The 23480-nt window shown below is 40.4% G+C and carries 23 protein-coding genes and 1 tRNA gene; 5 read left to right on the top strand and 19 right to left on the bottom strand.

Annotation, left to right across the window (positions count from 1 at the left end):
* Window positions 1–9: 9 nt before the first annotated feature.
* Window positions 10–3390: a CheR family methyltransferase gene (locus AWT60_RS10240; protein ID WP_218677206.1), complete on the bottom strand. Its 3381-nt coding sequence runs from the start codon at window positions 3388–3390 to the stop codon at window positions 10–12.
* 144 nt (window positions 3391–3534) lie between these two features.
* Between AWT60_RS10240 and AWT60_RS10235 the strand changes: the two genes are divergently transcribed.
* On the top strand, window positions 3535–4179 hold the full coding sequence (locus AWT60_RS10235; protein WP_041089559.1) for a spore coat protein: 645 nt from the start codon (window positions 3535–3537) through the stop codon (window positions 4177–4179).
* 25 nt (window positions 4180–4204) lie between these two features.
* Here AWT60_RS10235 and AWT60_RS10230 read toward each other — a convergent pair whose 3' ends face one another.
* Both AWT60_RS10230 and AWT60_RS10225 read right to left on the bottom strand, forming a co-directional pair.
* Complete coding sequence (locus AWT60_RS10230) at window positions 4205–5080, bottom strand: hypothetical protein (RefSeq protein WP_041089919.1); 876 nt, start codon at window positions 5078–5080, stop codon at window positions 4205–4207.
* A gap of 156 nt (window positions 5081–5236) precedes the next feature.
* Complete coding sequence (locus AWT60_RS10225) at window positions 5237–5743, bottom strand: YhcN/YlaJ family sporulation lipoprotein (protein ID WP_218677205.1); 507 nt, start codon at window positions 5741–5743, stop codon at window positions 5237–5239.
* Window positions 5744–5894: 151 nt separating this feature from the next.
* Here AWT60_RS10225 and AWT60_RS10220 point away from each other — a divergent pair, with 151 nt between their 5' ends.
* Entirely contained in the window at window positions 5895–6293 is a 399-nt protein-coding gene (locus AWT60_RS10220; RefSeq protein WP_218677204.1) for a spore coat protein, read from the top strand.
* Between the two features lie 33 nt (window positions 6294–6326).
* On the opposite strand, the gene AWT60_RS10215 is transcribed toward AWT60_RS10220, so the two are convergent.
* Entirely contained in the window at window positions 6327–6707 is a 381-nt protein-coding gene (locus AWT60_RS10215) for a hypothetical protein (protein ID WP_163115697.1), read from the bottom strand.
* A 97-nt stretch (window positions 6708–6804) separates the two neighbouring features.
* Between AWT60_RS10215 and AWT60_RS10210 the strand changes: the two genes are divergently transcribed.
* Window positions 6805–7896, top strand: coding sequence for a GGDEF domain-containing protein (locus AWT60_RS10210; protein ID WP_202739242.1), 1092 nt, complete (start codon window positions 6805–6807; stop codon window positions 7894–7896).
* A gap of 211 nt (window positions 7897–8107) precedes the next feature.
* Window positions 8108–8308, top strand: coding sequence for a cold shock-like protein CspB (cspB, locus tag AWT60_RS10205; protein ID WP_008349061.1), 201 nt, complete (start codon window positions 8108–8110; stop codon window positions 8306–8308).
* 112 nt (window positions 8309–8420) lie between these two features.
* On the opposite strand, the gene AWT60_RS10200 is transcribed toward cspB, so the two are convergent.
* The 9 genes from AWT60_RS10200 to queG form a co-directional block, all read right to left on the bottom strand.
* Window positions 8421–8780 carry a hypothetical protein gene (locus tag AWT60_RS10200; protein WP_024425321.1) on the bottom strand — a complete coding sequence of 120 codons (360 nt, stop codon included), beginning with the start codon at window positions 8778–8780 and terminating at the stop codon, window positions 8421–8423.
* A 13-nt stretch (window positions 8781–8793) separates the two neighbouring features.
* Window positions 8794–9318, bottom strand: coding sequence for an NAD(P)H-dependent oxidoreductase (locus AWT60_RS10195; RefSeq protein ID WP_024425322.1), 525 nt, complete (start codon window positions 9316–9318; stop codon window positions 8794–8796).
* A 17-nt stretch (window positions 9319–9335) separates the two neighbouring features.
* Window positions 9336–10955 carry a DHA2 family efflux MFS transporter permease subunit gene (locus AWT60_RS10190; RefSeq protein WP_041109865.1) on the bottom strand — a complete coding sequence of 540 codons (1620 nt, stop codon included), beginning with the start codon at window positions 10953–10955 and terminating at the stop codon, window positions 9336–9338.
* A 39-nt stretch (window positions 10956–10994) separates the two neighbouring features.
* Window positions 10995–11627: a biotin/lipoyl-containing protein gene (locus AWT60_RS10185; RefSeq protein WP_024425324.1), complete on the bottom strand. Its 633-nt coding sequence runs from the start codon at window positions 11625–11627 to the stop codon at window positions 10995–10997.
* 364 nt (window positions 11628–11991) lie between these two features.
* Window positions 11992–13155, bottom strand: a complete 1164-nt coding sequence (gene yhbH / locus AWT60_RS10180) for a sporulation protein YhbH (RefSeq protein ID WP_076839162.1) — start codon at window positions 13153–13155, stop codon at window positions 11992–11994.
* 139 nt (window positions 13156–13294) lie between these two features.
* Window positions 13295–15190 carry a PrkA family serine protein kinase gene (locus AWT60_RS10175; protein ID WP_024425326.1) on the bottom strand — a complete coding sequence of 632 codons (1896 nt, stop codon included), beginning with the start codon at window positions 15188–15190 and terminating at the stop codon, window positions 13295–13297.
* 445 nt (window positions 15191–15635) lie between these two features.
* Window positions 15636–16109, bottom strand: a complete 474-nt coding sequence (gene trmL, locus AWT60_RS10170) for a tRNA (uridine(34)/cytosine(34)/5-carboxymethylaminomethyluridine(34)-2'-O)-methyltransferase TrmL (RefSeq protein WP_034282301.1) — start codon at window positions 16107–16109, stop codon at window positions 15636–15638.
* Between the two features lie 43 nt (window positions 16110–16152).
* Window positions 16153–17055 (bottom strand): amidase domain-containing protein, encoded by a 903-nt coding sequence (locus tag AWT60_RS10165; protein WP_076839163.1) that lies wholly within the window; start codon window positions 17053–17055, stop codon window positions 16153–16155.
* 61 nt (window positions 17056–17116) lie between these two features.
* A complete protein-coding gene (queG, locus tag AWT60_RS10160; protein ID WP_024427417.1) occupies window positions 17117–18265 on the bottom strand; it encodes a tRNA epoxyqueuosine(34) reductase QueG in 1149 nt (382 codons plus the stop codon).
* An 83-nt stretch (window positions 18266–18348) separates the two neighbouring features.
* On the opposite strand from queG, the gene AWT60_RS10155 reads away from it, so the two are divergent.
* Window positions 18349–18945 (top strand): hypothetical protein, encoded by a 597-nt coding sequence (locus AWT60_RS10155; protein ID WP_249895831.1) that lies wholly within the window; start codon window positions 18349–18351, stop codon window positions 18943–18945.
* 98 nt (window positions 18946–19043) lie between these two features.
* On the opposite strand, the gene AWT60_RS10150 is transcribed toward AWT60_RS10155, so the two are convergent.
* The 6 genes from AWT60_RS10150 to AWT60_RS10125 form a co-directional block, all read right to left on the bottom strand.
* Window positions 19044–19117: transfer RNA gene (locus tag AWT60_RS10150), tRNA-Gly, on the bottom strand.
* Between the two features lie 127 nt (window positions 19118–19244).
* On the bottom strand, window positions 19245–19928 hold the full coding sequence (locus AWT60_RS10145; RefSeq protein WP_076839165.1) for a hypothetical protein: 684 nt from the start codon (window positions 19926–19928) through the stop codon (window positions 19245–19247).
* A gap of 79 nt (window positions 19929–20007) precedes the next feature.
* Complete coding sequence (locus AWT60_RS10140) at window positions 20008–20289, bottom strand: hypothetical protein (RefSeq protein ID WP_076839166.1); 282 nt, start codon at window positions 20287–20289, stop codon at window positions 20008–20010.
* Window positions 20286–21191: a PqqD family protein gene (locus tag AWT60_RS10135; protein ID WP_044333672.1), complete on the bottom strand. Its 906-nt coding sequence runs from the start codon at window positions 21189–21191 to the stop codon at window positions 20286–20288. Before AWT60_RS10135 ends, AWT60_RS10140 begins: the two co-directional genes overlap by 4 nt.
* Complete coding sequence (locus AWT60_RS10130; protein ID WP_218677203.1) at window positions 21175–22641, bottom strand: hypothetical protein; 1467 nt, start codon at window positions 22639–22641, stop codon at window positions 21175–21177. Before AWT60_RS10130 ends, AWT60_RS10135 begins: the two co-directional genes overlap by 17 nt.
* The gene (locus tag AWT60_RS10125; RefSeq protein WP_076839170.1) at window positions 22619–23365 is read right to left on the bottom strand and encodes an ABC transporter ATP-binding protein; all 747 of its coding nucleotides are present in this window, start codon (window positions 23363–23365) and stop codon (window positions 22619–22621) included. The genes AWT60_RS10130 and AWT60_RS10125 overlap by 23 nt, the downstream gene beginning before the upstream one ends.
* Window positions 23366–23480: the final 115 nt, after the last annotated feature.

Here is a 23480-nt window from a genome sequence, read left to right as displayed (position 1 = left end):
TTATGTCTGTCAGCTCATTGGAAACGTAATAATCACTCGTGTCCCCTCAAAGCTTTTGCTTTCAAAACGAATGCTGCCGCCATGGCTTTCAATGATTTTAATCGTCATCATTAAACCAAGGCCAGTCCCTTTTTCTTTCGTTGTATAAAAAGGTTCACCCAGTTTCCCTATTTCGTCTTCTGGTATGCCCTTTCCTTGGTCTTCAAAGATTAGCATCATCTGATTATGTTCCAATACGGATGTGACTTGAATAACACCTGTCACACCATCCATCGCTTCAATACCGTTTTTAAGAATGTTTAAGAAAACTTGTTTCAGCTCATTCGGTATACCTTGAATGTTTGGCAGCGACGGAGACAAATTCTTCTGAATAGACACGCCTTTTAAAACCGCCTGTGATTCAACGACCATGATCACTTCTTCGAGCAGAAGATTGACATGTACCGGCTCAAATTTCACCGATTTGCTTCTAGAGAGCACAAGGAATTCATTAATAATCGCTTCAAGCCGATTAAATTCAGACATCATCACATCTGCATAATCCTTCTGATATTTCTTACTTTGAATCATCAGCTGTAAAAATCCCTTTAACGACGTCAGCGGGTTCCGTATCTCATGGGCGATGCCGGCTGCAAGCTGACCAACTGCGGACAGCATCTCTGACTTCATCAGCATCTTCTCTGACTGCTTTTGATTGGTAATGTCCTCTGAAATCCGCATCACGGTTGACTGCATTTTGTCAGGATCATCAATTCGGTGTAAAGAGACCCTCTCCCATCGTTCACGTCCTGATAAATCCTGAAAGTACAGCTCACCAGTCCAGCTGCCTTCTTTTAAACAAACGTCCCATTGCTTTTCTAAATCATCACATTGACACAGCGAATGATAGACAGAAAAAATATCTTTGCCGATCAGGTCATATTCATGCTGCTGTACAAACTGGCAAAAACGCTGATTCACGCATTGGATGACCCCTTCCTCAGTTGCAACAACAATATGGATATGGCTATTATCCAGGGCTGTTATCGCTAGATGGAGTGACTGTTTGATTTTTGTCATTTCCGTCATTTTAATCCACGTCATCACCGCTCCCTCATGATCTTGGTCAAAGATAGGTGTGATGTGAACAGTGAATTGTTCTCCTTCATTCGTTTCAATTTCTCGTTCGATGACGCGCCTGTCCGAGATAACCGATTGTATGTCATGATAGAGCGTTTCCTGCGTAAGCTTCTTAGCCATCGCCTGAAAGGATTGCTGTTGCCTTATTTGAGCTGAAGTAAATAAAGAGGCGGCTGTAGGAGTGTAATAGCGAATATTCATGTCCCGGTCCACAAACAACGTCGCAAGCTGAGGCTTAACAGAAGGTCTATACAGTTCTTCCCTTGTTACCCTTAAGTTGTTTATGATATTAATAAAATGTTCATGTTTTTTCTCAAGCTCCGCTATTTGCGTGTTTTTCACTTTTAATTGAGCCCTTGCCTCCTGCTCCTTTTGTTTAATTTCATTGAGTTCATTTTCTAAATCGACAATACGCTGCTGATAAACTGAATTCTGATCTGGCATCCCTTTTTCCCTGCTGTTCTTTTGAATTTTCCCTCTCTCATTCATTCGAATGAGAATGACATATACCCCTTTAAAACGGTGATCAAAACTCTTTACAATAAAATCCGCATACTGCTTTTTTCCTTTTTCCGAAATGAGGACATGCTGAAACACCAGCTCTGTCTCGTCTGTCCACACCTTTTGAAAGGTTTGACTCAACATCTCTTTCAAATAATCAGGTGTGACATATTCACATGATTGATCTGACACCTCTGCATGGTCTAAGAAGGAATAGGCCCCATTTGACATCGCCAGAATTTTGTCACAATCATTGATCACCATGCATGCGTCATATTCTTCGCTCACTTCTTCCATATATTGTGCAGCTCGCTTTTTTAACTCGGCATCACGAGCGTCATATACCCAAGGGACACTAGATGCAGAAACATTTGAATAGGTGTAAATGTTCCACTTCTCATTGAACAATTGAAACAATCGAGGAATATTGGGAACAGTTTCATTTGGCCCTAAGATTAACACCCCTTGATCTTTTAAAGCATATTGGAATCGGGATAATACTCGTTTTTGTACTTCTGGCTCAAAGTACATCAGAACATTTCGGCAACTGATAAAATCGAGGTGGATAAAAGGTGAATCAATCAATAAATTGTGAGGAGCAAAAACAATATGTTTTCTAAGCGACTGCTTCACAATAAAAGCGTCACCTTTTTTTTCGAAATATCGCGCCCGCCATTTTTCCGGTATGCTTGCCATAGACTCTATCGAGTAAAGACCTTTACTAGCTATTTGAATGGCTTTTCGGTTGATATCTGTCGCAAAGACTTGAAGTTCAATGGACACATCTCTTCGCTTCATTTCTTCTAAAAATAAAATCGTAAAAGAATAAGCTTCTTCCCCTGTCGAACATCCCGCAATCCAAATTCGGCATCGAGATTTCCCGTTGTTCATCGAATGGTCAATGATTGACGGGATCACCTTCTGTTCACATACTCGAAAAGCCTCCATATCTCTAAAGAAAGCAGTCGTGCCGCTTAGGAGTTGGGCATGCAGGCGATCAAGCTCATCTGGTTCTCTTTCTAATAAACGATCGTACTCTGTTAATAATGACATCGGTTCGTTTGCAGTGCGCATGCGTTTTTGAATAACAGAAAGCAGCCTTTTCTTTTCATAGGTTGAAAAGGCAATCCCTTTATACATTTCGAGACGTTCAATGATTCTTAGTAAAGCTGGATCCGTCTCATCCACATACGGGACATTGATGATATTGGCCATATAAGCTGCAAGGGTGGATGGGTTTTTAAATGTGTGATGATACATGCTGTCAAAACCACTCTCTACCTCACTGCACGATAAGGCTGTGCCGCCTTGCTCAACCAACTGAAGCAATCCACTCCCTACACAATGACCTTTTTGAAAAAAGATCGCAAACGCCTCTTCCTTTTGAACTCTGGCTAGTGACTTAAAAAGCGAGTCGACAGAGCATGCCTTGTTTGTTGGCAGCTGCTCAGATACATGAAGCCGATGATCTTCTGTTAACGTCACAGCTGCATGCTGCGGACAAAAATAGATGGTCTTCTTCGTGACTTTCTCACCATGTTTAATCGTTTTTGCCCGGTAGCCAATCGGTAAAACAAGTGCTTCCAAATCTGTTATACAATCGCCTGTCACATGATTTTGCACAACAATAAAAGAGGCATTTAATTCATGTGGTAACGATTGAAAAAAAGCCTCAAGATGATGCTGTTCATACGGCGAAACACCGATGCCGATCACTGGTGCCTGCACATGTTCGTCTTCTATCAAACGATTAATGATTTTGTCCTGCATCTGGTACCCCCATGTTCATTCGTCTGATACTTTTTTTCGACAAAAAGAAAGAAAACCCTCTAATTGTAAATAATGTTTTTTGCATGAAAACATGAAAACATCCTCACATTAAAACAGATTGTATAAACAGAAGGAGGAATCTCAATGCAAAACGATCAGCAGCCAATGTTTCAAGGAAGTGCTCAGCAGCCTGAGCTCAACCACGGCGGGCATGAGTTATTCGATTTACATGAAATTTTAGCCGGCACAATTAATATTTTGGATCAATATATGATCCTGCGGCAGTTTATTCAAGATCCTGCATTATCCGACATCCTGGATCGACAATATCAATTCGTTTTATCCCAGTACAATGTCACTGTAGATTGTTTTTCTACCGGACAAAAGCCTAGTGAAGAAACCGCTACTTATATGATGAAAGAACACACACAAGTGACATACGGAATCAAGCCTTCTCAGCCTAAGAAGCCGAACCAGTCATTACAGGATGTAAAAGACTTAGGCATCACAGGACATATGCTCAGCCTAGTCAAATCACACGCTGGGTTACTTTCGATGTCAGCATTAGAAGTAACAAACCCTGTTGTCCGACGTGTGCTTGCTGCGCAAATTCCGAACTTTATCGAAATGGCCTATGAAATTTTCTTGTATCAAAACAAGCATGGCTACTATCAAGTTCCTCAGCTTTCCAAACAAGACATGACAGCCATGACTTCAGCTTTTGCACCGCTTCAGGGCCAAGTTCAAATGCCTCCTAGCAAGGCCGATCAACAAAAGCCTCTGCATTAAAAAAACGGCTGACCCCCTTTGCTGGTCAGCCGTTTTTTCTTTGATACATCACTTTAAACTGTTCTTCAAAATCTGTGAGCCTCTCCCCCGTCGCCTGTTCAAAGCCGGTAGCAAATTGGCCCGTTTTCGCAGTTTCCTCCATGATCTCATGTATGACATCTCGTCCGTAAAGCTGCACCAGCTCATAGATCATATAATAGCTTTGTAAATAGACATCAGTCTCATACGTCACCCGGGAGTCCTGCCAGTCTTGATCAGAATGAAGAGATTGAAAAGGAATCACGTCGAACCTTTCAGAAGTAGCATTTAACACGTCATAGGCCGTCCATTCTGCTGTTCCTTCGTGGAACCAAAGCGGAAAAATGCCTGGAGACACTTCATATGAATGGACCTTTTCATAGAAAACAAAATGAGCATACTCATGAATAAACAACGTATTGAAAAAGTATAAAGGCAGTGTCTCTTTCTTCAATAATGCTTCCCGCTTATCTGGATATAACCCAATCATTTGATCATGATCAGAGTAAAATCCCGTAATATGCTTGATTCCAGCCATTTGTTCGATCGTCTCTTTATCATCAAAATAGATAACGTCTAAAGGTCTGTCAGCTTCAAACTGAAACACTGACGCTGTCCTCTTCTCTGCCTGTTTCATGGCCTCTATTGTCAGATCAACAAAAGCGTCCTCTTCCTCTGCATAGTAGATTCGAATATGTTCATAGACTTGCTTATTGAGTCCCTCCGTTATAATCGTTTTAGGAGAAGACTGCTGCTCTAAATATTGTCCTGTCAGCTGAAACGCAACATAAATCAAGTACGCGGAGAAAGCATAAAAAATCAGACCTGCTGCAATCATTCCACCTACAAGTTTTTTATGAATCAATGACGGCTTGGCTTTCATTTGCTCCCCACCTGAATTCATCCTGCACCCTCTTTCTCTTTCTATGAAGAAACAAAGATCAACAAGAGGTGATATATTTTTTACTTTATGCAGTCAGGTGCGCGAGGTGCGATTTCAAACAAAAAAGCCGCATATGACATACGGCTTTTGTCGTAGCTATTTTGATTCAGGGAAGACACGTCTAATCGTTTCAGTAAATTCATCGAAAAATCCTGAAATTGGCTCTCCGCTTCTAATACGTTTTCCGTACCCTTGCATACGATCAACAAAGTCTGGATTAGCAGATACATACACGTTGTCAATTTGTTGATCAGTTGATTTGACTTTGTCTGAAATTTTCTTTTTCAGATCGTCCGTCACATCGCCACTTTTATTGCCTTCAAGCACAACAGCAACAAATGCATTTTTTCCTGTGACAAGCACGTTCGCTGTTTTCACTTCAGACATATTGGCTACAAGCTCTGACGCCTTATCTGCCACTTTGACCTTCTGAGGTGTTTGAACATCTTGCTGATCCTGTCTCATGTTGTCATTCTTATATGTGACATTTTCATACTGCCTTTTCATTGTTCCTCTACGCTCATCGCCTTGGTTGTTCATTCCACACCCAGCCGTGATTAAAGTTGGCACGAGCAGTAAAGATAGCATCCATTTCTTATTCATCAATTATTCCCTCCTTTTGCTCATAGGTTTTTCATCCAGCCGGCTTTTTATGCACATATCCTCTCTTTCCGCAAAATGAATTCATAATTCAGCTGTGATTGGTCATCCTAAACTTGATGAAAGATCATCACGATCAAATGGAGGGATTCGTTTGTTTAAAAAAAGAAAAGGTATGAGCACTGGCGCAATGATCGCAGTATCAACAGCAATCATTGCATTATTCTCCCCGGTTTTACGAAGAAGACTGAAAAGCATGACACAAATGAATATGTCTTCAATGATGAAAGACGCAAACCATCAGCACCAAAAATCATCTCGCCATGAGTCCCACTCACATAAGGAATCAAAAGGAACAGGTGAAGTTGGCCAAATGATCAAGCAGGCATTCACAGCTGTCCAGCCAAATCAAACGAACCAGCACCAATCACCATCAAAAACTCATCAGCCAAGAGAGTCTTATGCGCAATCTCTTCACATTGATGAAAGTGTGATGAATGTGATGGATGATGAATCGATCCAGCAAGTCATCAATGACATCGAGCACAAATAATAAAACAGGAGCCTTCATAAAAGAGGCTCCTGTTTATTCTCCTGAAAAATGTTCTTTGACCATAAGACAAAAGGAAGGTAGAAATGTGATTTCGATTGTTGTGATGAAGTCGTCATGATGCTCTAATATCAGTAAAAGCTCCTTTTCTTCCTTTCGATCTTTTTTTATTTCTGCATGCTGCACTGTTTTAAAATCGTATATTCCTAAAACGGATTCGGTCCTTTTTCGAACAACCTTTAAGGTAAACTCCTGCATAGCAAGCGACATGTTCACAATAAATCGCTCCTCCTGATTCTCGAACCGAAACGTCAAATCTTGATATTCAACCGGCATTTCTTTTTCAAATCCGGCATCTGGCATTTTTTCAAAAAAAGAAAGCCAGTCCGTTTGATCTGGAAAGCGTTTTCCTCGCATTTTCTTCAATTCCTCATCATTAAAATTTTTATTAATTATCCTTTTTCCCCTTTTCTTTTGCAACAAATTTTAGTAATTTTAAAAAGGTGATTCTATTTTGCTAAGAGACCTCTTTATTAATTTAACAATTCTTGTCACTTTCCATTATTTATTTATGCTTGTGTTTAAAGAGAATTTTCTGAAGAAAGAAGATACCTTGCTCAGACAAATATGCAAAGGCATGCTTTCTGGGTTACTCGGTGTCCTTTTAATGTTCTTCTCTATTAAAACAGGACCAGCGATCATCGATTTAAGACATATTCCCCTTATTTTAACGGCCTTTTATGGAGGCATCGCCCAAACAATGATTGCAGCTTTTGTTGTGATCATTGGCCGATTATTAATTGATGCCAATATCGCTTCTTCCATCAATATTTTTTCCATGATGTTTATCGCAGCCGCTTCTTTTTTGATTGCAGAGCGTCATATGAATCATGTTGTGAAAATGCTGTTATCCATTACGATTGGTAATGTGGTTGCCACAAGCCTGTTCATCTTGATCGTGCATGAGACATCATTTCAGCTGCATTCTACTTATTGGATTTTCTCATATATTGCTGGATTGTTTAACTTTTATGTCATTGAACATCAAACAAAAGCATATCAGCTGTTAAATTTGTATAAATTCCAGGCTCATTATGACTTTTTAACAGGTGTTTTAAATAAACGGAAGTTCGATGAGGTATTAAGTGATGCTTTTACTAAGAAGTTGAAGCAGCCTATCCATCAAATGTCCCTTATTTACCTAGACATCGATTACTTCAAAACCATCAATGATCAATATGGGCATCATGAGGGAGATATTGTTTTAAAAGAAATCGGTACAAGGCTGATTAAAAACACAAGAAGCTCTGATTATATTGGTCGGATTGGCGGTGAAGAATTCGCTGTCCTTCTACCAAATTGTACAATTGAAAAAACATGGCAGATTGCAGAACGCTTACGAAAAAAAATAGCCGATCAGCCGATTTATTTAAAAAACGGTCTGTCCATTCACACTACGGTATCAATTGGATGTGCTTATTCTCAAGGAATTGGTGCAGACATCAAGCAATTACCGATTATAGCTGACCAGGAGCTCTATAAAGCGAAGGAATCTGGCCGAAATCAAGTGAGCTTTTCAGAGAGAAAAAAAGACCATTTGACATAGGCATTTTCCTCAATTTGTTAGCGCTAATTATTTTTAAAAAAGTTTTCGTATAACAGTTGTTTTTTCCCGCAAACACTGGTAAAGTAAAGGTAATTATTTTTGTTCGTATCATCTTTAAGAAGAAAGTTTTGAAAGAGTTTTCGTCTTTGAAGTTTGTGTAAGAGCAAGAATAGTGAATTTAAGCGTTAAGATCGCTTTAGGAGGAAATTTCATGTTAGAAGGTAAAGTAAAATGGTTCAACTCTGAAAAAGGTTTCGGATTCATCGAAGTAGAAGGTCAAGACGATGTATTCGTTCACTTCTCTGCTATCCAAGGCGAAGGCTTCAAAACTTTAGAAGAAGGTCAATCAGTTTCTTTCGAAATCGTTGAAGGTAACCGTGGACCACAAGCTGCTAACGTTAACAAAGCGTAATTTAAGAGCATCTGCTCTTTTAGCACTTTATAGAGTGAAGGAAAACCGCCCGGTTTCTGCCGGCGGTTTTTTTGTGCCATAAAAAAGAGAACCTGATGAGAGGTTCTCTTTTTTATTTGTCCTTCTGCTTTAGCTTCTGCAAAGCAGAACGATACATATCATCATTCATTTTTGTCTCTGGTTCTTCTTCTTTGACAGGTGGTTCTGGCTGCTTAAACTTTTGAAGCGCCTGTCTATAGAAATCGTCGCCAGACGCAGCATCATCCGTTTGAGAAGGCTCTGACGCTTTTTTTTCAACTTCAGGCTCTACATGTCTCGCCACAGCTTCTGGCTCGCTATGCGGCACGTCAGGCTGATTGGAGACATCTTCTTTGATCTCTTCCTTATCGGCTGATGCGTGTCTGACATTGAACGCTACTAATCCAATAATGACTAGAACAGCAGCTACTAACGCTACAATAATCGTCGCCAAAAGAACCCTCTCCTTATCGCTTAAATGATGCAGTGACTGATGCTACACGTCTTCCTAGTGCTTTTCCAAGTTCAATGCCTTCAGTCGAAATCAATTCATCTGAATCGATCGGACATGTCACACCAGCTCCATAGTAAGAGCCGTATAAAGCATTCTCTGGAACATTTCCAGGAAGGCCGACAACAAGCATTCCTTGGTGGAACATTGGTGTGATCAAATTATGCATTGTCATTTCTAAACCGCCGTGTGTTGTAGCAGTTGTACAGAAAACAGCACCGACTTTATCGATTAGTTTTCCTTCTGCCCATAAGTAGCCGAGACGGTCAATCCATGTCTTTAACCCAGAACTAATGGTACCAAAGTGACCAGGGCAGCCCCAAATGATCGCATCCATTTGATCGAGCTTGCGAATATCCGCATCTTTCACGTGATCAATGAATACTTCAGCCTGCTCTGTTTCACCCGCGCCTGCTGCAATCGCTTCTGCAAGTGCTTTTGTATGGTCACCTTCACTATCGTATACAACATAAATTTTCATGTACGGTCCCTCCACACTTATCTTGCATCTTGGTTAGCTTCCTTAGGTGCTGGAAGCAGTGATATTTCTTGTTTCTTATGCTGCTGTTCTTTTCGCTTTTTATCCTTACGAACATCTCGCAGGAACAAGCTGAGAATAACACCAGCCGCACAGAATAATGTCACCCACATGTAAGCATCATTGATGCCCATCACGTTTGAATCAACCTGTGCTTTTGTAAAGAGCTGGGTGGATACATATTTTTGTGCAGCTTCTGCTGTCATGCCCATATGATGCATCACATTCGATACAGCCGCCTGGAATGAATTCATAAAGAACGGGTCCGCTGTATTTGTTTGATCCGCCATATTGGAATAATGGAATGTCGTCCGATTCGTATAAATCGTTGTGATCAAACTCGTACCGATGGAACCGCTAATTTGTCTTAATGTATTAGACATCGCTGTACCATGGCTGTTTAAGTGCTGCGGTAATTGGTTCATCCCTGCTGTCATAACCGGCATCATCAAGAGTGACATACCAAATGCACGTACTGCATACATGAGCACAATGTGACTATAGGAAGTATCAATGGTCAGCCTTGTAAACTCATATGTCGTGACAACGGTAATGAGCATCCCCACAATGGCAAGCGGACGAGGTCCAAATTTATCAAATAAGATTCCTGAAATCGGGGACATAATGAGCATCGCAAGTGCCCCTGGAAGCATTAATAGCCCAGATTGCAATGCCGTAAACCCAACGAGGTTTTGCAGATAAATCGGAAGTAAGAACATCCCCGTATATAAGGCAACTGTAATAATGATGTTAATGACACTTGATAATGAGAAAATGCTGTATTTAAATACACGGAAATCAAGCATTGGATTATCAGCTTTCAGCTGTTGGAAAATAAAGAGAATGATCGCAATCGCACCAATAATAATCGTAGATAAGACGATCGGATCTGTCCAACCATCACTTCCTGCTTCACTCACTCCGTATAGAAGGGAAGCAAAACCGACGATTGAAAGAATCGCACCAAGACTGTCCAGCTTGATTTTTTTAGGCTCTACAATATTTTTAAACATAAAGAAAGCCGCGATAATGACAATCGCACCGATTGGCACAAGTCCATAAAACATAATACGCCAAGAATAATGTTCAATAATGTAACCAGATAATGTTGGTCCTACTGCAGGAGCAAACATCATCGCAAGACCAAAAATCCCCATTCCTTTCCCTCTGTTTTCCGGAGGGAAAATAAAAAGGATTGTTGTCATGACGAGCGGCTGTAAGATACCGCCGCCGACAGCCTGAATCAAACGGCCGATAAGCATCGTTGAAAAGTTTGGCGCAATACCGCAAATAAATGTACCTAGTGTAAAAGAGATCATAGCCACTAGGAATAAGCTGCGCTGTCCAAAACGTGTGATTAAAAACGCAGACAACGGAATCAGCACACCGTTGACAAGCATGTAGCCTGTTGTCAGCCACTGAATCGTCGTTGCACTCACATTAAATTCTGTCATTAAATGGGGCATGGCTACGTTCAAAAGCGTTTGGTTTAAAATCGCTACGAACAAACCGGCCATTAAAATGATCAGTAAAGACAAGGAGCCTGTTCCCTGTTTTGTCGCTGCAGGTTGATTTGCCATCTCAGACAACCTCCTTTCATATTTTGATATCAATCATCATTAAGATGAAATTTTGACAGAAGCATTCATACCTGGAAGCACTTTGTCTGATGGATTTTTAATTGAAATTTTCACTGCTACTTTTTGCGTTACTTTTGTATAGTTACCACTTGAATTCGTTGCTGGCAGCATATTGAATGTTGAGTTTGTCGCATAACCAATTTGTTCAACAGTTCCTTCAAATGTTGTATCAGGATCTCCATCTACAACGATGTCGACTTTGTCGCCTTTTTCAATGTTTTTAATATCTGTTTCTTTAATATTTGCTGTGATGTAAAGCTTGCTTAAATCAATTGTTTCACCAAGAACTGTACCAGGCTGCACTTGTTGATTGTTTTGTACTTCTTTTTTGACTAATGTGCCATCAGCCACTGCTTTAATGTTTGTTTTTGTTTGTCCTTCAACTTTTGCAACTGTGCTGTCTTTTTCAACTTCGTCACCTTCGTTGATATCCCAGCCTTTGATTTGTCCAGCTGCTGGTGCTGTAATTTGATACATGTCACCTGTCACTTTTGCCTCATCTGTTTTGACAAAGTTTGTGCTTTCGTAGTAGTAATAAGCACCTCCGGCAATAATGGCAAGAATCACAATAAGGCCAATAATGTTCGTTAGCAATAAACGCCCTCTGTTCATGTTTTGTTTCTCCTTTCATGTATAAAAATATAGTGTCATCTGCTTTAGCAAACTTAGAATGCCCATCATCTGACAGAATATGAAACAAGCTCAACAATCTGTCCTTTTCCCTTCATCTACTCCCGCCCCTATCATGGTGTGCAGCCCATTTATACTTATTGTTCACTTATGAGCAAAGAGCAGAAAAAGAAGAAAAGACGATCGGCATCTTTTTTGAAAAACTTATATTTAACAAGATTAAATATTAATAAATGAAAATTGAAATGTCAAAGAGAAAGTTTTACTTTTTTTTTGGCGATCCTTTCCTTCTCCACACAAAAAACCTTTCAGCCCTTATGCTGAAAGGTTTTTTCAAATGTGCTCGTTATGAATGAACTTCTTCCTGCTGAAAAAATTTTTTTAGTGCGAGAAAAACGTCTGATTTTTGCTTCAAAATATAATGCTTAAATTTCTCATCCTGAATGTGCTTATATGCTGACATTAACGTAGAATGCCGGTTGTATTGATTGACCTCACCGTAACAGAATAAATTGGCTTTTTTCATGATTTCAGAAACAAGTTTCACACACCGGGCGTTGTCTGAGGTCAAATTGTCACCATCAGAAAAGTGAAAAGGATAAATATTATATCTCGACGGCGGGTATCGTTCATCTATGAGCTCTAGTGCCTTTCGATAGACAGACGAGCAAATGGTCCCCCCGCTCTCACCCCGTGAGAAGAAATGTTCTTCGTCTACCACCTTCGCCTCTGTATGGTGGGCAATAAATTCAATATCGACCGTCTCATACTTTGTCCGTAAGAAACGTGTCATCCAAAAGAAAAAACTTCTCGCCATATATTTTTCCCAAAGCCCCATACTTCCGCTCGTATCCATCATCGCCAAAACGACGGCTTTCGACTCTGGTTTGGTCACTTCATTCCACGTTTTATACTTGATATCCTCTGGGTAGATTGGATAAAAGGAAGGACTGCCTGTCATCGCATTTCGTTTAAATGCCGACAGCATCGTTCGTTTTTTGTGGATATTTCCTGTTAACCCGGTTTTGCGAATATCGTTAAACTCAATTTGTTCAACAATGATGTCGTCAAGCTCCTTTTGCTTGAGGTTTGGCAGCTCTAGTTCACGAAACAGTGCTTTCTCGAGATCCATTAATGAGACTTCTGCTTCGTAATAATCCTCACCAGCTTGATCTCCAGCACCCTGCCCCTTTCCTTGACCCTGCTTGCTGTCTGAGCCGTCACGCGCAACAACATCGCCAACCTCGCTGTCTCCATCGCCTTGACCCACATGTTTATTTTTGTCGTAGTTATACCGAATTTTATATTCATCTAATGAACGGATCGGAATTTTCACAACATCTTTTCCATTCGACATGATGATGCTTTCTTCTGTGACAAGATCCGGCAAATTGTTTTTAATCGCCTCTTTGACTTTTTTCTGATGACGCTGCTGGTCGTCATAGCCTTTTCGATGGAGGGACCAGTCTTCCTGAGACACAATAAACTGACTTTTTTCTTGCCGGGACATCCATCCCCCTCCTCACCTATTTGCACAATTCTTCTAACCATCGATTCCTTTATCCTATGCTGCTCGTCATCCAAGTTGACGATCATTTCTAAAAAAGACATTACCGGTGCTGATGCGCCAATAATGCCTCCTTCATATATTAACGATTCAGAAGACTGCCTACATATTTTAAAAGTTCATTTGCACTTGTTGAATTATAGCCATGCTCATCAATTAATCTAGCCACTACTTCATTGACCTTCTTCAGCTGCTGTTCATCCGGTGTCTTCGTCGATGTCGTGATTTTCACCACATCTTTTAGATCAGCAAACAGCTTCTTCTGAATGGCCTCCCGCAATCTCTCATGCGAATTATAATCAAAGCGTTTTCCCTTTCTCGCATAAGCCGAAATACGAATTAGAATTTCTTCTCTAAATGCCTTTTTGGCGTTTTCAGAAATACCGATCTGCTCTTCAATTGAACGCATGAGCTTTTCATCAGGATTCATTTCTTCACCCGTTAACGGATCACGCAGCTTGTTTTTATTGCAGTATGCCTCGACATTATCTAAGTAATTATCCATCAGCGTTTTCGCAGACTCCTCATAGGAATACACAAATGCCTTTTGCACTTCCTTCTTCGCAATATCATCATACTCTTTTCGCGCGACTGAAATGAAATTCAAATAACGCTCCCGGTCCTCGCTGGAGATAGACGGATGCTGATCGAGCCCTTCTTTTAAGGAGCGAAGGACATCCAGTGCATTGATCGATTCCATATTCTTTCGAATGATGGTAGATGAAATTCGGTTAATCACATACCGCGGATCAATTCCGCTCATCCCTTCGTCATGAAATTCCTTTTTCATCTCATCAATGTCGACTGATTGGAAGCCTTCGACACTTTCTCCGTCATACAAACGCATTTTTTTCACCAAATCAATATCAGAACGCTTCGGCTCTTTCAATCTCGTCAAAATGGAGAACATTGCTGCTACCTTCAGCGTATGCGGGGCAATATGCACATCTGAGACATCACTCTCTGAAATCATTTTATGATAAATGCGTTCTTCTTCTGTGACCTTTAAGTTATAAGGAATTGGCATCACAATAATTCTTGAATGGAGCGCCTCGTTCTTTTTATTTGAAATAAACGACCGGTACTCGGTTTCATTCGTATGGGCGACGATCAATTCATCTGCACTAATTAAGGCGAATCTTCCTGCCTTAAAATTTCCTTCCTGCGTTAATGACAGGAGGTGCCAGAGAAATTTCTCATCACACTTTAACATCTCCTGAAACTCCATCATCCCTCGGTTTGCTTTATTGAGTTCTCCATCAAAGCGGTAGGCGCGGGGATCTGACTCTGATCCAAATTCAGCAATGGTTGAAAAATCGATGCTTCCTGTTAAATCGGCAATGTCCTGAGATTTCGGATCAGACGGACTAAAAGTACCAATACCGGTCCGTTTATCTTCAGAGAAAAAGATCCGCTCGACCCTTACATCTTCAATTCTGCCGCCATATTCCTCTTCCAGTCTCATCATGTTCAGAGGCGACAAATTCCCCTGCACACGAATCCCATATTCTCTATAGAAATCCTCCCGCAGATTTTGCGGAATGAGATGAAGCGGATCTTCATGCATAGGGCAGCCTTTGATCGCATAAACTGCGCCATGATCTGTCAGTGAATATTCTTCAAGTCCTCTTTTCAATCTAGTGACAAGCGTCGATTTCCCCCCGCTTACTGGTCCCATCAGTAATAAAATACGCTTCCTGACATCTAGCCGCTTGGCAGCAGGGTGAAAATATTCCTCCACTAATCTTTCGAGTGATTCCTCTAACCCAAACAGCTCCTGATCAAAAAATTTGTAGGTTCTGACCCCATTCTCCTCTTCAATCCCGCTGTCTTTAATCATATGATAAACGCGAGAATGAGCAGATTGAGCGACAAGTGGATTTTCCTTAATAATGTCTAAATAATCGCTGAATGTGCCTTCCCATTTGAGACGCTGCTCTTCTTCTCTGTGCTGTTCGATTTTCTTTAAAATATCCATATGAACCTCCTCTTTCAAGATTGAAGCTAGAAATCAGATACTGTTTTACAATCTATGCGGAGGCGTCCTATTACATGCTTTTGTTCTTCAAAATGACGAATTGGCAAACTGAATTGACAACCATCCGCAAGACCCTTCATAATAAAGGAAAAATAGGAGAAAAATGATTTTCTTCTCCTGCTTTTCAAGGTGAACTTCACATCATATGAAACAGGCAGCGAACGGAACAAAGGGATAAGGGGGAGCTTATATGAGAACGGTCATTATGATGGGCGTCATCATTACGTTTTTAGTATCCATTTTCACTGCTGGCTACGAAGGCAAGCCTGGTAAATGAAAAAAAAGGATGTTCCATTTGCGGAACATCCTTTTCATTTTCAACATGTCAAAAAAAGTGATTTCACATAAAAAAGCCGAGTTCAGTATCTCGGCTTTTATCATGATCTTATATGAGATCGCGATATTGCTGCTGGCGAAGTGCCTCATATACAAGAATGGCTGCCGTATTCGACAGATTCAGAGAACGAACATGCTCTGTCATCGGTAATCGAAGACAACGGTCCATATTTTGTTCAATCAAATCTTTTGGCAATCCACTTGTCTCTCTTCCAAACACAAAGAAATAGTCTTCATCCAGCTGAGAGTAATCAAATGTTGTATGCGGCTTTTGGCCAAATTTAGTGATATAGAAAAATTGCCCCTTCGGATGTGCCTCAAACAATTCATCAAGTGAATCATGATAGACCACATTGGCATATTTCCAATAATCGAGTCCTGCACGCTTCAGCATTTTGTCATCTGTCGAAAAACCAAGCGGACGAATCAGATGAAGGGTTGTATTTGTTGCTGCACATGTACGCGCAATATTTCCAGTATTAGCTGGAATCTCTGGTTGATATAAAACGACATGAAGTCCCAAAAAAGTTCACCTCTAATTTTCTTTTCCGCTCAACATTATACCACTAACTATCCTTCGCGGCATCGTCCAGAATGTGAAAAAACATATATCGAATAGAAGGTGTATAGGCAGTCGAATCCTCGTATGACCAATAACGCATGCGGGAGTCATACGTCTGTGCATTCACAAGAGGCATTCCTCCTTTGTCATGATCAACGACAATGGTTGTATGATTATACCTTCCATCACCTTCAAAATCGTAGCAAATGACATCACCAATTTGAAGCTCGTGCGCTTCTTTGAGTTTCTTTGCTCTCAAACCCGCTTTTGAATTCGCTAAATAATTTTTCATCGAATGAGCCACCGTCCAGCTATAGCTCCACGTATGCGGACGCACCCACCAGCCAGACCCGCGGTTCGGATACCCTCTCGTTGGCGCATTCCCTGCTTTCAAACATTGTGAAATAAAATTTGTACAGTTATCTTCAAAGTTTTTATAGGCTGGATTCCGTTTATTCCAATATGTCTCCGCATACTTCACGGCCGCCCGCCGGTCATAATGAAAGGCTCTCCCAAATTGTTCTTCGGTCTGAAAGCGCTCATCCAAATACTCTTCCATTTGCCGCTCTTCTAACATCATCCGATCTTTGACAAGCATGTTGTTATAAAGAAATGCTTCTCTTTTTTCCACCTGTTCCTCTAAATAAAAAGAATCGTCTACATCCTTGCATACATATGTGAGATGAGCAAGGTACTGCACATGCTGAGCCCCATCATCTTGAAGGGCTGAATCGAGAAGTTTTGTTTTTGCTTTCGCCTTCACAATCTCAACCTGTCTTCTAGCAAAAAGCTCTTTTTTCCGCTCTACTGCTTCCACATCAGACATAAGCTGCGGCTGTTTGATTGCACGGTCATTGATTAAATACGCCAGCCTGTCTTCTAAAGTTTTCTCTAATAATTGTTTCACACAGACACCACCAAACATTTTTTAAAATCTTTGTTTGGTTCATTCTATGTTCACAGGGATGTTATTTAGTATTTAAAGGTGTCTGTAAAAGCTCAATCCCTTTCACAATCTCCTCTTTCGCTTCTTCATCACTTTCCCGCTCAAGGGCCTTTTCCAGCTCTGGGAGCTGCTGATCATCACCAATTTTGCCAATTGCCCATGCAGCCGTTCCTCGAATGACCGGTCTTGGGTCCTTGTGCATCAACTCAATTAATACTGGTAAGGCAGATGTATCTTTAAAATGAGCGAGTGCCAAAATTGCATTCCGCTGAATGGGCTTTTTCCCCCGCCATGAACCTGAAACATGACCGTATTTTTCCTTAAACTCACGATTGCTGATCGTCAGAAGCGGCTTTAACAGCGGCTTCGCAATTTCAGGGTCTGGCTCCATTTCAGGATGCAGATGAAAGTCTTTTCCTTTATTGATCGGGCAGACAGTTTGACATGTATCACACCCGTACAATCGATTCCCTATTTTCGAACGAAACTCATCAGGTAAAAAGCCTTTTGTCTGCGTTAAAAATGAAATACACCGCTGAGAATTCAGCTGTCCTGGATTCACCAGCGCACCCGTTGGACACGAATCCACACATTTATTACAAGTTCCGCACTGGTCTTCAATTTTCTCATCCGGTTCAAATGGGACATTTGTGATCATTTCAGCCAAATACACATAAGATCCAAACTCTGGCGTGATAATCATACAGTTTTTTGCACTAAAACCAATGCCAGCACGTTCCGCTACAGCACGATCAGACAATTCTCCTGTATCCACCATTGATTTTGTCCGTATATCGACATGTTTGCTTCGCAAAAATTCCTCGAGCATATCGAGCTTTTTTTTCAGCACGACATGATAATCCGTTCCCCATGAAGCCCTGCAAAAAATCCCCCGTCTCGCATCCTTTGTACTTCGAGGAGCATCTTTCATTTTGGAAGGATACGCGAGCGCTATCGCAACAATTGATTTGGCCTTCGGAAGCAGCAAAGAAGGGTTTGTCCGTTTTTCAATGTCAGGCTCTTCAAAGCCTGACAAATACCCTAACGATTCATGTAAGATGAGACGGTCCTTTAATGAATCAAATGTATCGGCACTTGCAAATCGAATTTTATCGACACCAATTTCTTTCGCATATTGAATCAATTCTTCTTTTAATTCTCCAACATGAATCACCTTGCAAACCTCCTTTCTTTGTTTCTTCTGTTGTTTTCAGTATAATACGAGTGTATCATGACCGATTGGAGTGAGTCACTGTGAAGATACATATGGAAATTTCTCATCCTCAAAACCCGTCTATCCATGTTGGACAGATTGAATATTCTCATATTGAAGTGGGTACATCACCTCAAATGTTAAAAGGCCGATTACGCCTGTTTCAAGAATCTTTATTTTTTGAATACGAAGATAAAGTCTTAGAAGAAGTATCAGCCATCAAAGAATGGACGGATCTTTTAAAAGACGTTCCTTTCCTTCCACTTCTTTCTGACATCCAAAAGGAACAATTCATTGACTCGACCAATTCCGTACAGGATTTGTCGATATTTTTCTCACTAAAATATTTCTTACCTATCCTGACTTTAGATGCCGATCGCATCAAAGGACCACTTTCACTGGCAAAACAAGAGGCTGGTCACATCGAATGGCAGGACAGCGCAGGACTGAATGGATTATTTTCTGAAGCAAGTAAAGCACAAATTTCTCACGACACAAAGAACATTCTTCAAATCATCCTTTTCCCGCCATCTATTTCCCGGGAAAAGAGTGAAGCTCTTATTCAATCCTTGACGAAGATGTTTGTACAAATACATGGCGGAGAAAGCAAATATGAACTCATTGAAAAAGCACTGTAGCCTGACAGTGCTTTTTCACATTATACTGACATAATAAAAAACGCAACACTTCGTTTATCTAAGAAACGAAATACTGCGTTATAAACAAAATTATGTATTGGAGCGGGTGATGAGAATCGAACTCACGACATCAGCTTGGAAGGCTGAGGTTTTACCACTAAACTACACCCGCATCAATCTTTTAAAAGCAACGTCATCGCGTTGACTTTTATTATGTTACAACTTTCTTAACAATTCGTCAAGAGAATATGAAGATTTTTCGTCAAAAAACTTCATATTCTCCGTATATATTACGATAGTTATTTATCTAAATGCAAATACACCAAATGGGCATGCTTCACTTTCTTTAAATTCTTTTTAGGGTTCTTTTCAAATTCTATTAAACCAGGAACTGATGATTTAGCTCCAGTTGTGATGGTTATTGATATTAATTTTTTCTCTCCAGGAGTCATGTGAAAAGGTTCTGCTTGCTTTATCATTAGGTTTCCTCCCACGTCCTGTTTAAAATCCATGTTAGTCGAGAGTTTCCTTAGTTCATTATTCTCTTTTTCTATCCAAAAGCCATACGCTGCTTTTAACAAATCATCTTTTTCCTCATCTAGCTGGTAGATAAAATTCACACTCTTATCGACACCATTTTGATGAAGTTTAATGGTGAGATCTTTTGTGTCTTCTTTCAGTAATTGCCCATCCTTGTAATGCACACCGATTAAGGAAACGCTTTTATTACTTGCATTAAGCCCCTGCACTGTCATCATTAATTCGGGTTTATCTGCTGTTATTACATCCAAAAGATTTTTTTCACTCTTTGTTAGTTTCATTGGTTCAACGGTTACTTTATCGTGAGTTGATGTTTCCTTATTTTTCTCTGTTGCTGGTTTTTCTGATACCGTCTTCTCTGTCGTCGTGGTTTCTTCGGCCTTCTCGCCGCATCCTGCTAATAGAAAAACTGTGAATAAAAGAATGCTCCATTTTTTAAACATTGTGATCCCCTTTGATGTTTTTTATTTCTTATTATACTAAAATTTGGTCGGAATACAAAAAAAGGTTAGGAGAATTCTCCTAACCTTTTGCTTTTTTCTGTTTCATGGCTGATAGGAATGCCACCATGAGAAAACTCACAGCAAAAATCACCATCATATAAATAAAAAAGTTTGGCTTGATCTGAAAAGTAAATGCGGATGAGCCTTCCATCTCAAAAGCGAGACTGTTAAATAATAAAGCATCATTCGTTTTTGATTGAAATAAATGATAGAATAGTACGCCGATTGTCAGCATCGGAAAGCCTAAGAACCCTAGAAAACTACCAACTATCGCGCCTTGTTTCATCGCCTGTACGTTCATGATCGTTGTCCTCCCATTCCCCCAAGCAATAGCTGCTTCATAATGGACTTACCATCCCCCATAAACGGAAGAAGATAGAGTAATTGAATAAAATACGTGATTGAAAAAATGAAAAAAGCTGTCGAAACCGGGTTTTCTTTTAGAAATAAAATGGTCACAATGATGCCTGCTGCGCCAATCACACCGGGAACAAGCGGTCCAAGCAGCGTAATCCATACCTGCTTTTTCTGAAATGGATCTAATACGGGTCTTACAAACTTCACTGACATCATGTCACTCGCAAAAAAGCCTTGAGGACCATCTCGTCCTGCAAATTTTCGATGCGCATAGCCATGTGCCGCTTCATGTAAAGCGGTTCCGGTAATTAACCCGAAATAAATAATCGTAAAATAAATCGCAATGGCTGCAATCGACGGATCAGGAATGAATAAAAAAGCGATCCCTGCCATGACCATGAAAAGCATCCAGAAAAAGATGATTTTACGTGTCACCATGAGCAAAGCCGTCCCAAAAATGTGAAGGAACGAGTGACCAGTACAATCAAATCGTTCCTTCATTTTGACTTGATACTGCTTGAAAAATTGGCAGCAGGCTGTCACAATCCGATATGGTGAATGATAATGAATTGATAGCAAGTGATGCTGATTCAATCCCGTCATCAGCTGATAAAAATCACGAGCAATCACCGACTCATCGACCTGAAACAAATCGGCGAGCTCTGCGGTAATACTCGCTTCTGTTCTTTTACCGTCCACTTTCGTTAACATATGATAGGCACTTTCATTGATCGGGAGTGTGCTTCCATACTGCGTATCCGTGAGATGCCTTTTTTGTAAGGTCACATACGGCGCTAGTGCCGGTACCCGCTCAATCTTTAGCTTATTGTTAAGAAGTTGAATCATGTGAATACCTCCATGAAAAACCTTTGTATATGGCAAAGATGAGCAGACCCTCAAATGCAGCCACAAGCAGCCATTGAAGCGTTTGACTCGACGCCCCTATGACATAGTTTCCAATAAAAACAATCGGAATCATGAGTAAAATAAGCGCTCCAAATGAAAAAATGCCTGTATAGGGATTGTTTCGATCAAGAGGAAGTAAAATACCTACCACATAAAAGAGCGCAGTCGCATTGCATAACACAGCGGCACCAATCAATGTGTGCCAAATCTGATCAGGAAGCGTCAGCGTTGTCAGCATGAATAAAACAATTTGCAGTACACCTACGAGCAGAAGGCCGATAAACTTATACAAAGCCACTTCCCACGATCTCAGGCCAAATGTTTTATACATGCCCAGCATTCGTTTATCATTACCAAACGAATTGAAGGCTGTTAATCCAGCAAGAGCGCATAGAACAAAAAACGCTTCTTCTTCAAAGCGGAATCCAAATTGATAACGAACGAATAAGATCACAATAAGGAGAATAAGAAAATTTAAAATATTTTCTTCATTTCGCACCTGTGATTTCATTTCCTTCACAATAAGTGACCACTTTTTTGAAGAAGAGAATGGCAGCTTGTGTAAAAAGGTTAACGCTTTTTTCTCTGCCATAATCGGCATCATCGCAAGAGAAAGAAATGCGCCGCCTGCCGATAAGAGGATGATCAGAATCAAGATGGCATAATTTACCCCTTCAGGAGGCATTCCTTGTGCCGCTAGGAAAAACGGAGCTGTCAAATACATCAAATGATAATCAAACTGAATATATGATTGCTGAATTTGGCTAATATCAAAGTGCGTCAATCCATACGTGACAACCAGTGCCAATAAAACAAATATCGCTGCAAATTTTTGCAACGGTAATCTTAATTTCAAAACGAGTAAATAAGTGATATTGTAAATAAACTGCAGCAGCATTAAGACAAAAAGCGACTGCAAAAGCACCATCAAAAAGAAAGTGAAGATAAAGAAAACACCTATTCCCTGGGCAATAAAATTAGGTAAAAGCAGGATGCCGATAAAAAATAAAACAAGCCCTGCCACCACTGTCACCATCGGAATGAAGTATCCAAAACTTTTCTGAAAGGTAGAGAGCGGGAACCAGCTGAGCTGCATAGAAAACCGGTCTTGTTCAGGTGTTCTGACCTTGATCAAAACGAATAACAAGCTTGTAAAAATAGAGGCATTGATCGCCATTGACACGACAAGTAATCCAAGTGAACGTTCATCTCCATTTAAGAAAGCCTTCATAAAGACACCTGTAAAGCTGTATCCGATAATGGCTCCCATTGTGACGGCAAACAAAAAGAATAAGACAACAATGATTCGCTTCGTTTGAGTATCAAAGAGCTTATACATCTCCTGCTGCCACATTTTAAGCATCATTTTAGAAATGATTAATGATTTCATCAAAATGTGCACCCCTATCACTTAACATTGAAGCTTTCAGAAACACCTGTTCCAGTGTGCTTGATTGATACTTCTCCTTTAAGGCTGAGACCGTCCCTTCATCCATTTTATTTCCTTTAGAAATAATGGCGATTTTGTGGCACAGCTCTTCCGCTGAAAGCATATCATGCGTTGAAAGCAAGATCGCACCATGGTGCTTGGCATACCGCTTCATCAGTTTCTTTGTGTTTATAACCGCTTCAATATCAAGTCCTCTAAAGGGCTCATCCATGATCACCAATTGACTATCAAGCATAAATGCAGCAATCAGCTGTGTCTTTTTTTTCATCCCATGTGAATAGGTTTCGATCGGTCTTGATAAAGCCGAGTCCATATCAAACAGTTCAATTAGTTGATTTCTTCTGTGAATTGTTTTACATTCATACATAGAAGAAACAAAATCTAAATATTCAGCACCAGTCAATGCTTCAGGGAGCAGCAGGTCATCTGGAACATAGGCTACTTGTTTTTTAAAGGATGGTTCATCGTTTGGGACGTCCTGCAAGTGAATCCTTCCTTCTGTATGCTTAATAATGCCGAGTATACAGTTAATCATCGTTGTTTTACCCGAACCATTCGGTCCAGCAACAGCAACGATTTGATGAGGGTCGATCTTTAAATGAAAATCATTGACAGCAGTCACGTTATTTTTATACGTCTTGGTTAAATTCTCGATCGTAAACATATAACCTCCAAGTGTCTGCATATTCTTTAAAAACAGATCAGGCTAAACCGCCCGCCACAGACGGTTTAGCCCTGGTGTCTTATCTAAGAAGTAAAAAGATGAATCCTAAGTATAG

Origin of the sequence: Bacillus sp. F2HM, assembly GCF_019266135.1 — a bacterium.
In the GTDB taxonomy this organism is placed as follows: Bacteria; Bacillota; Bacilli; order Bacillales; family Bacillaceae; genus Bacillus; species Bacillus safensis.
This window is presented reverse-complemented; position numbering and strand designations above follow the sequence as displayed.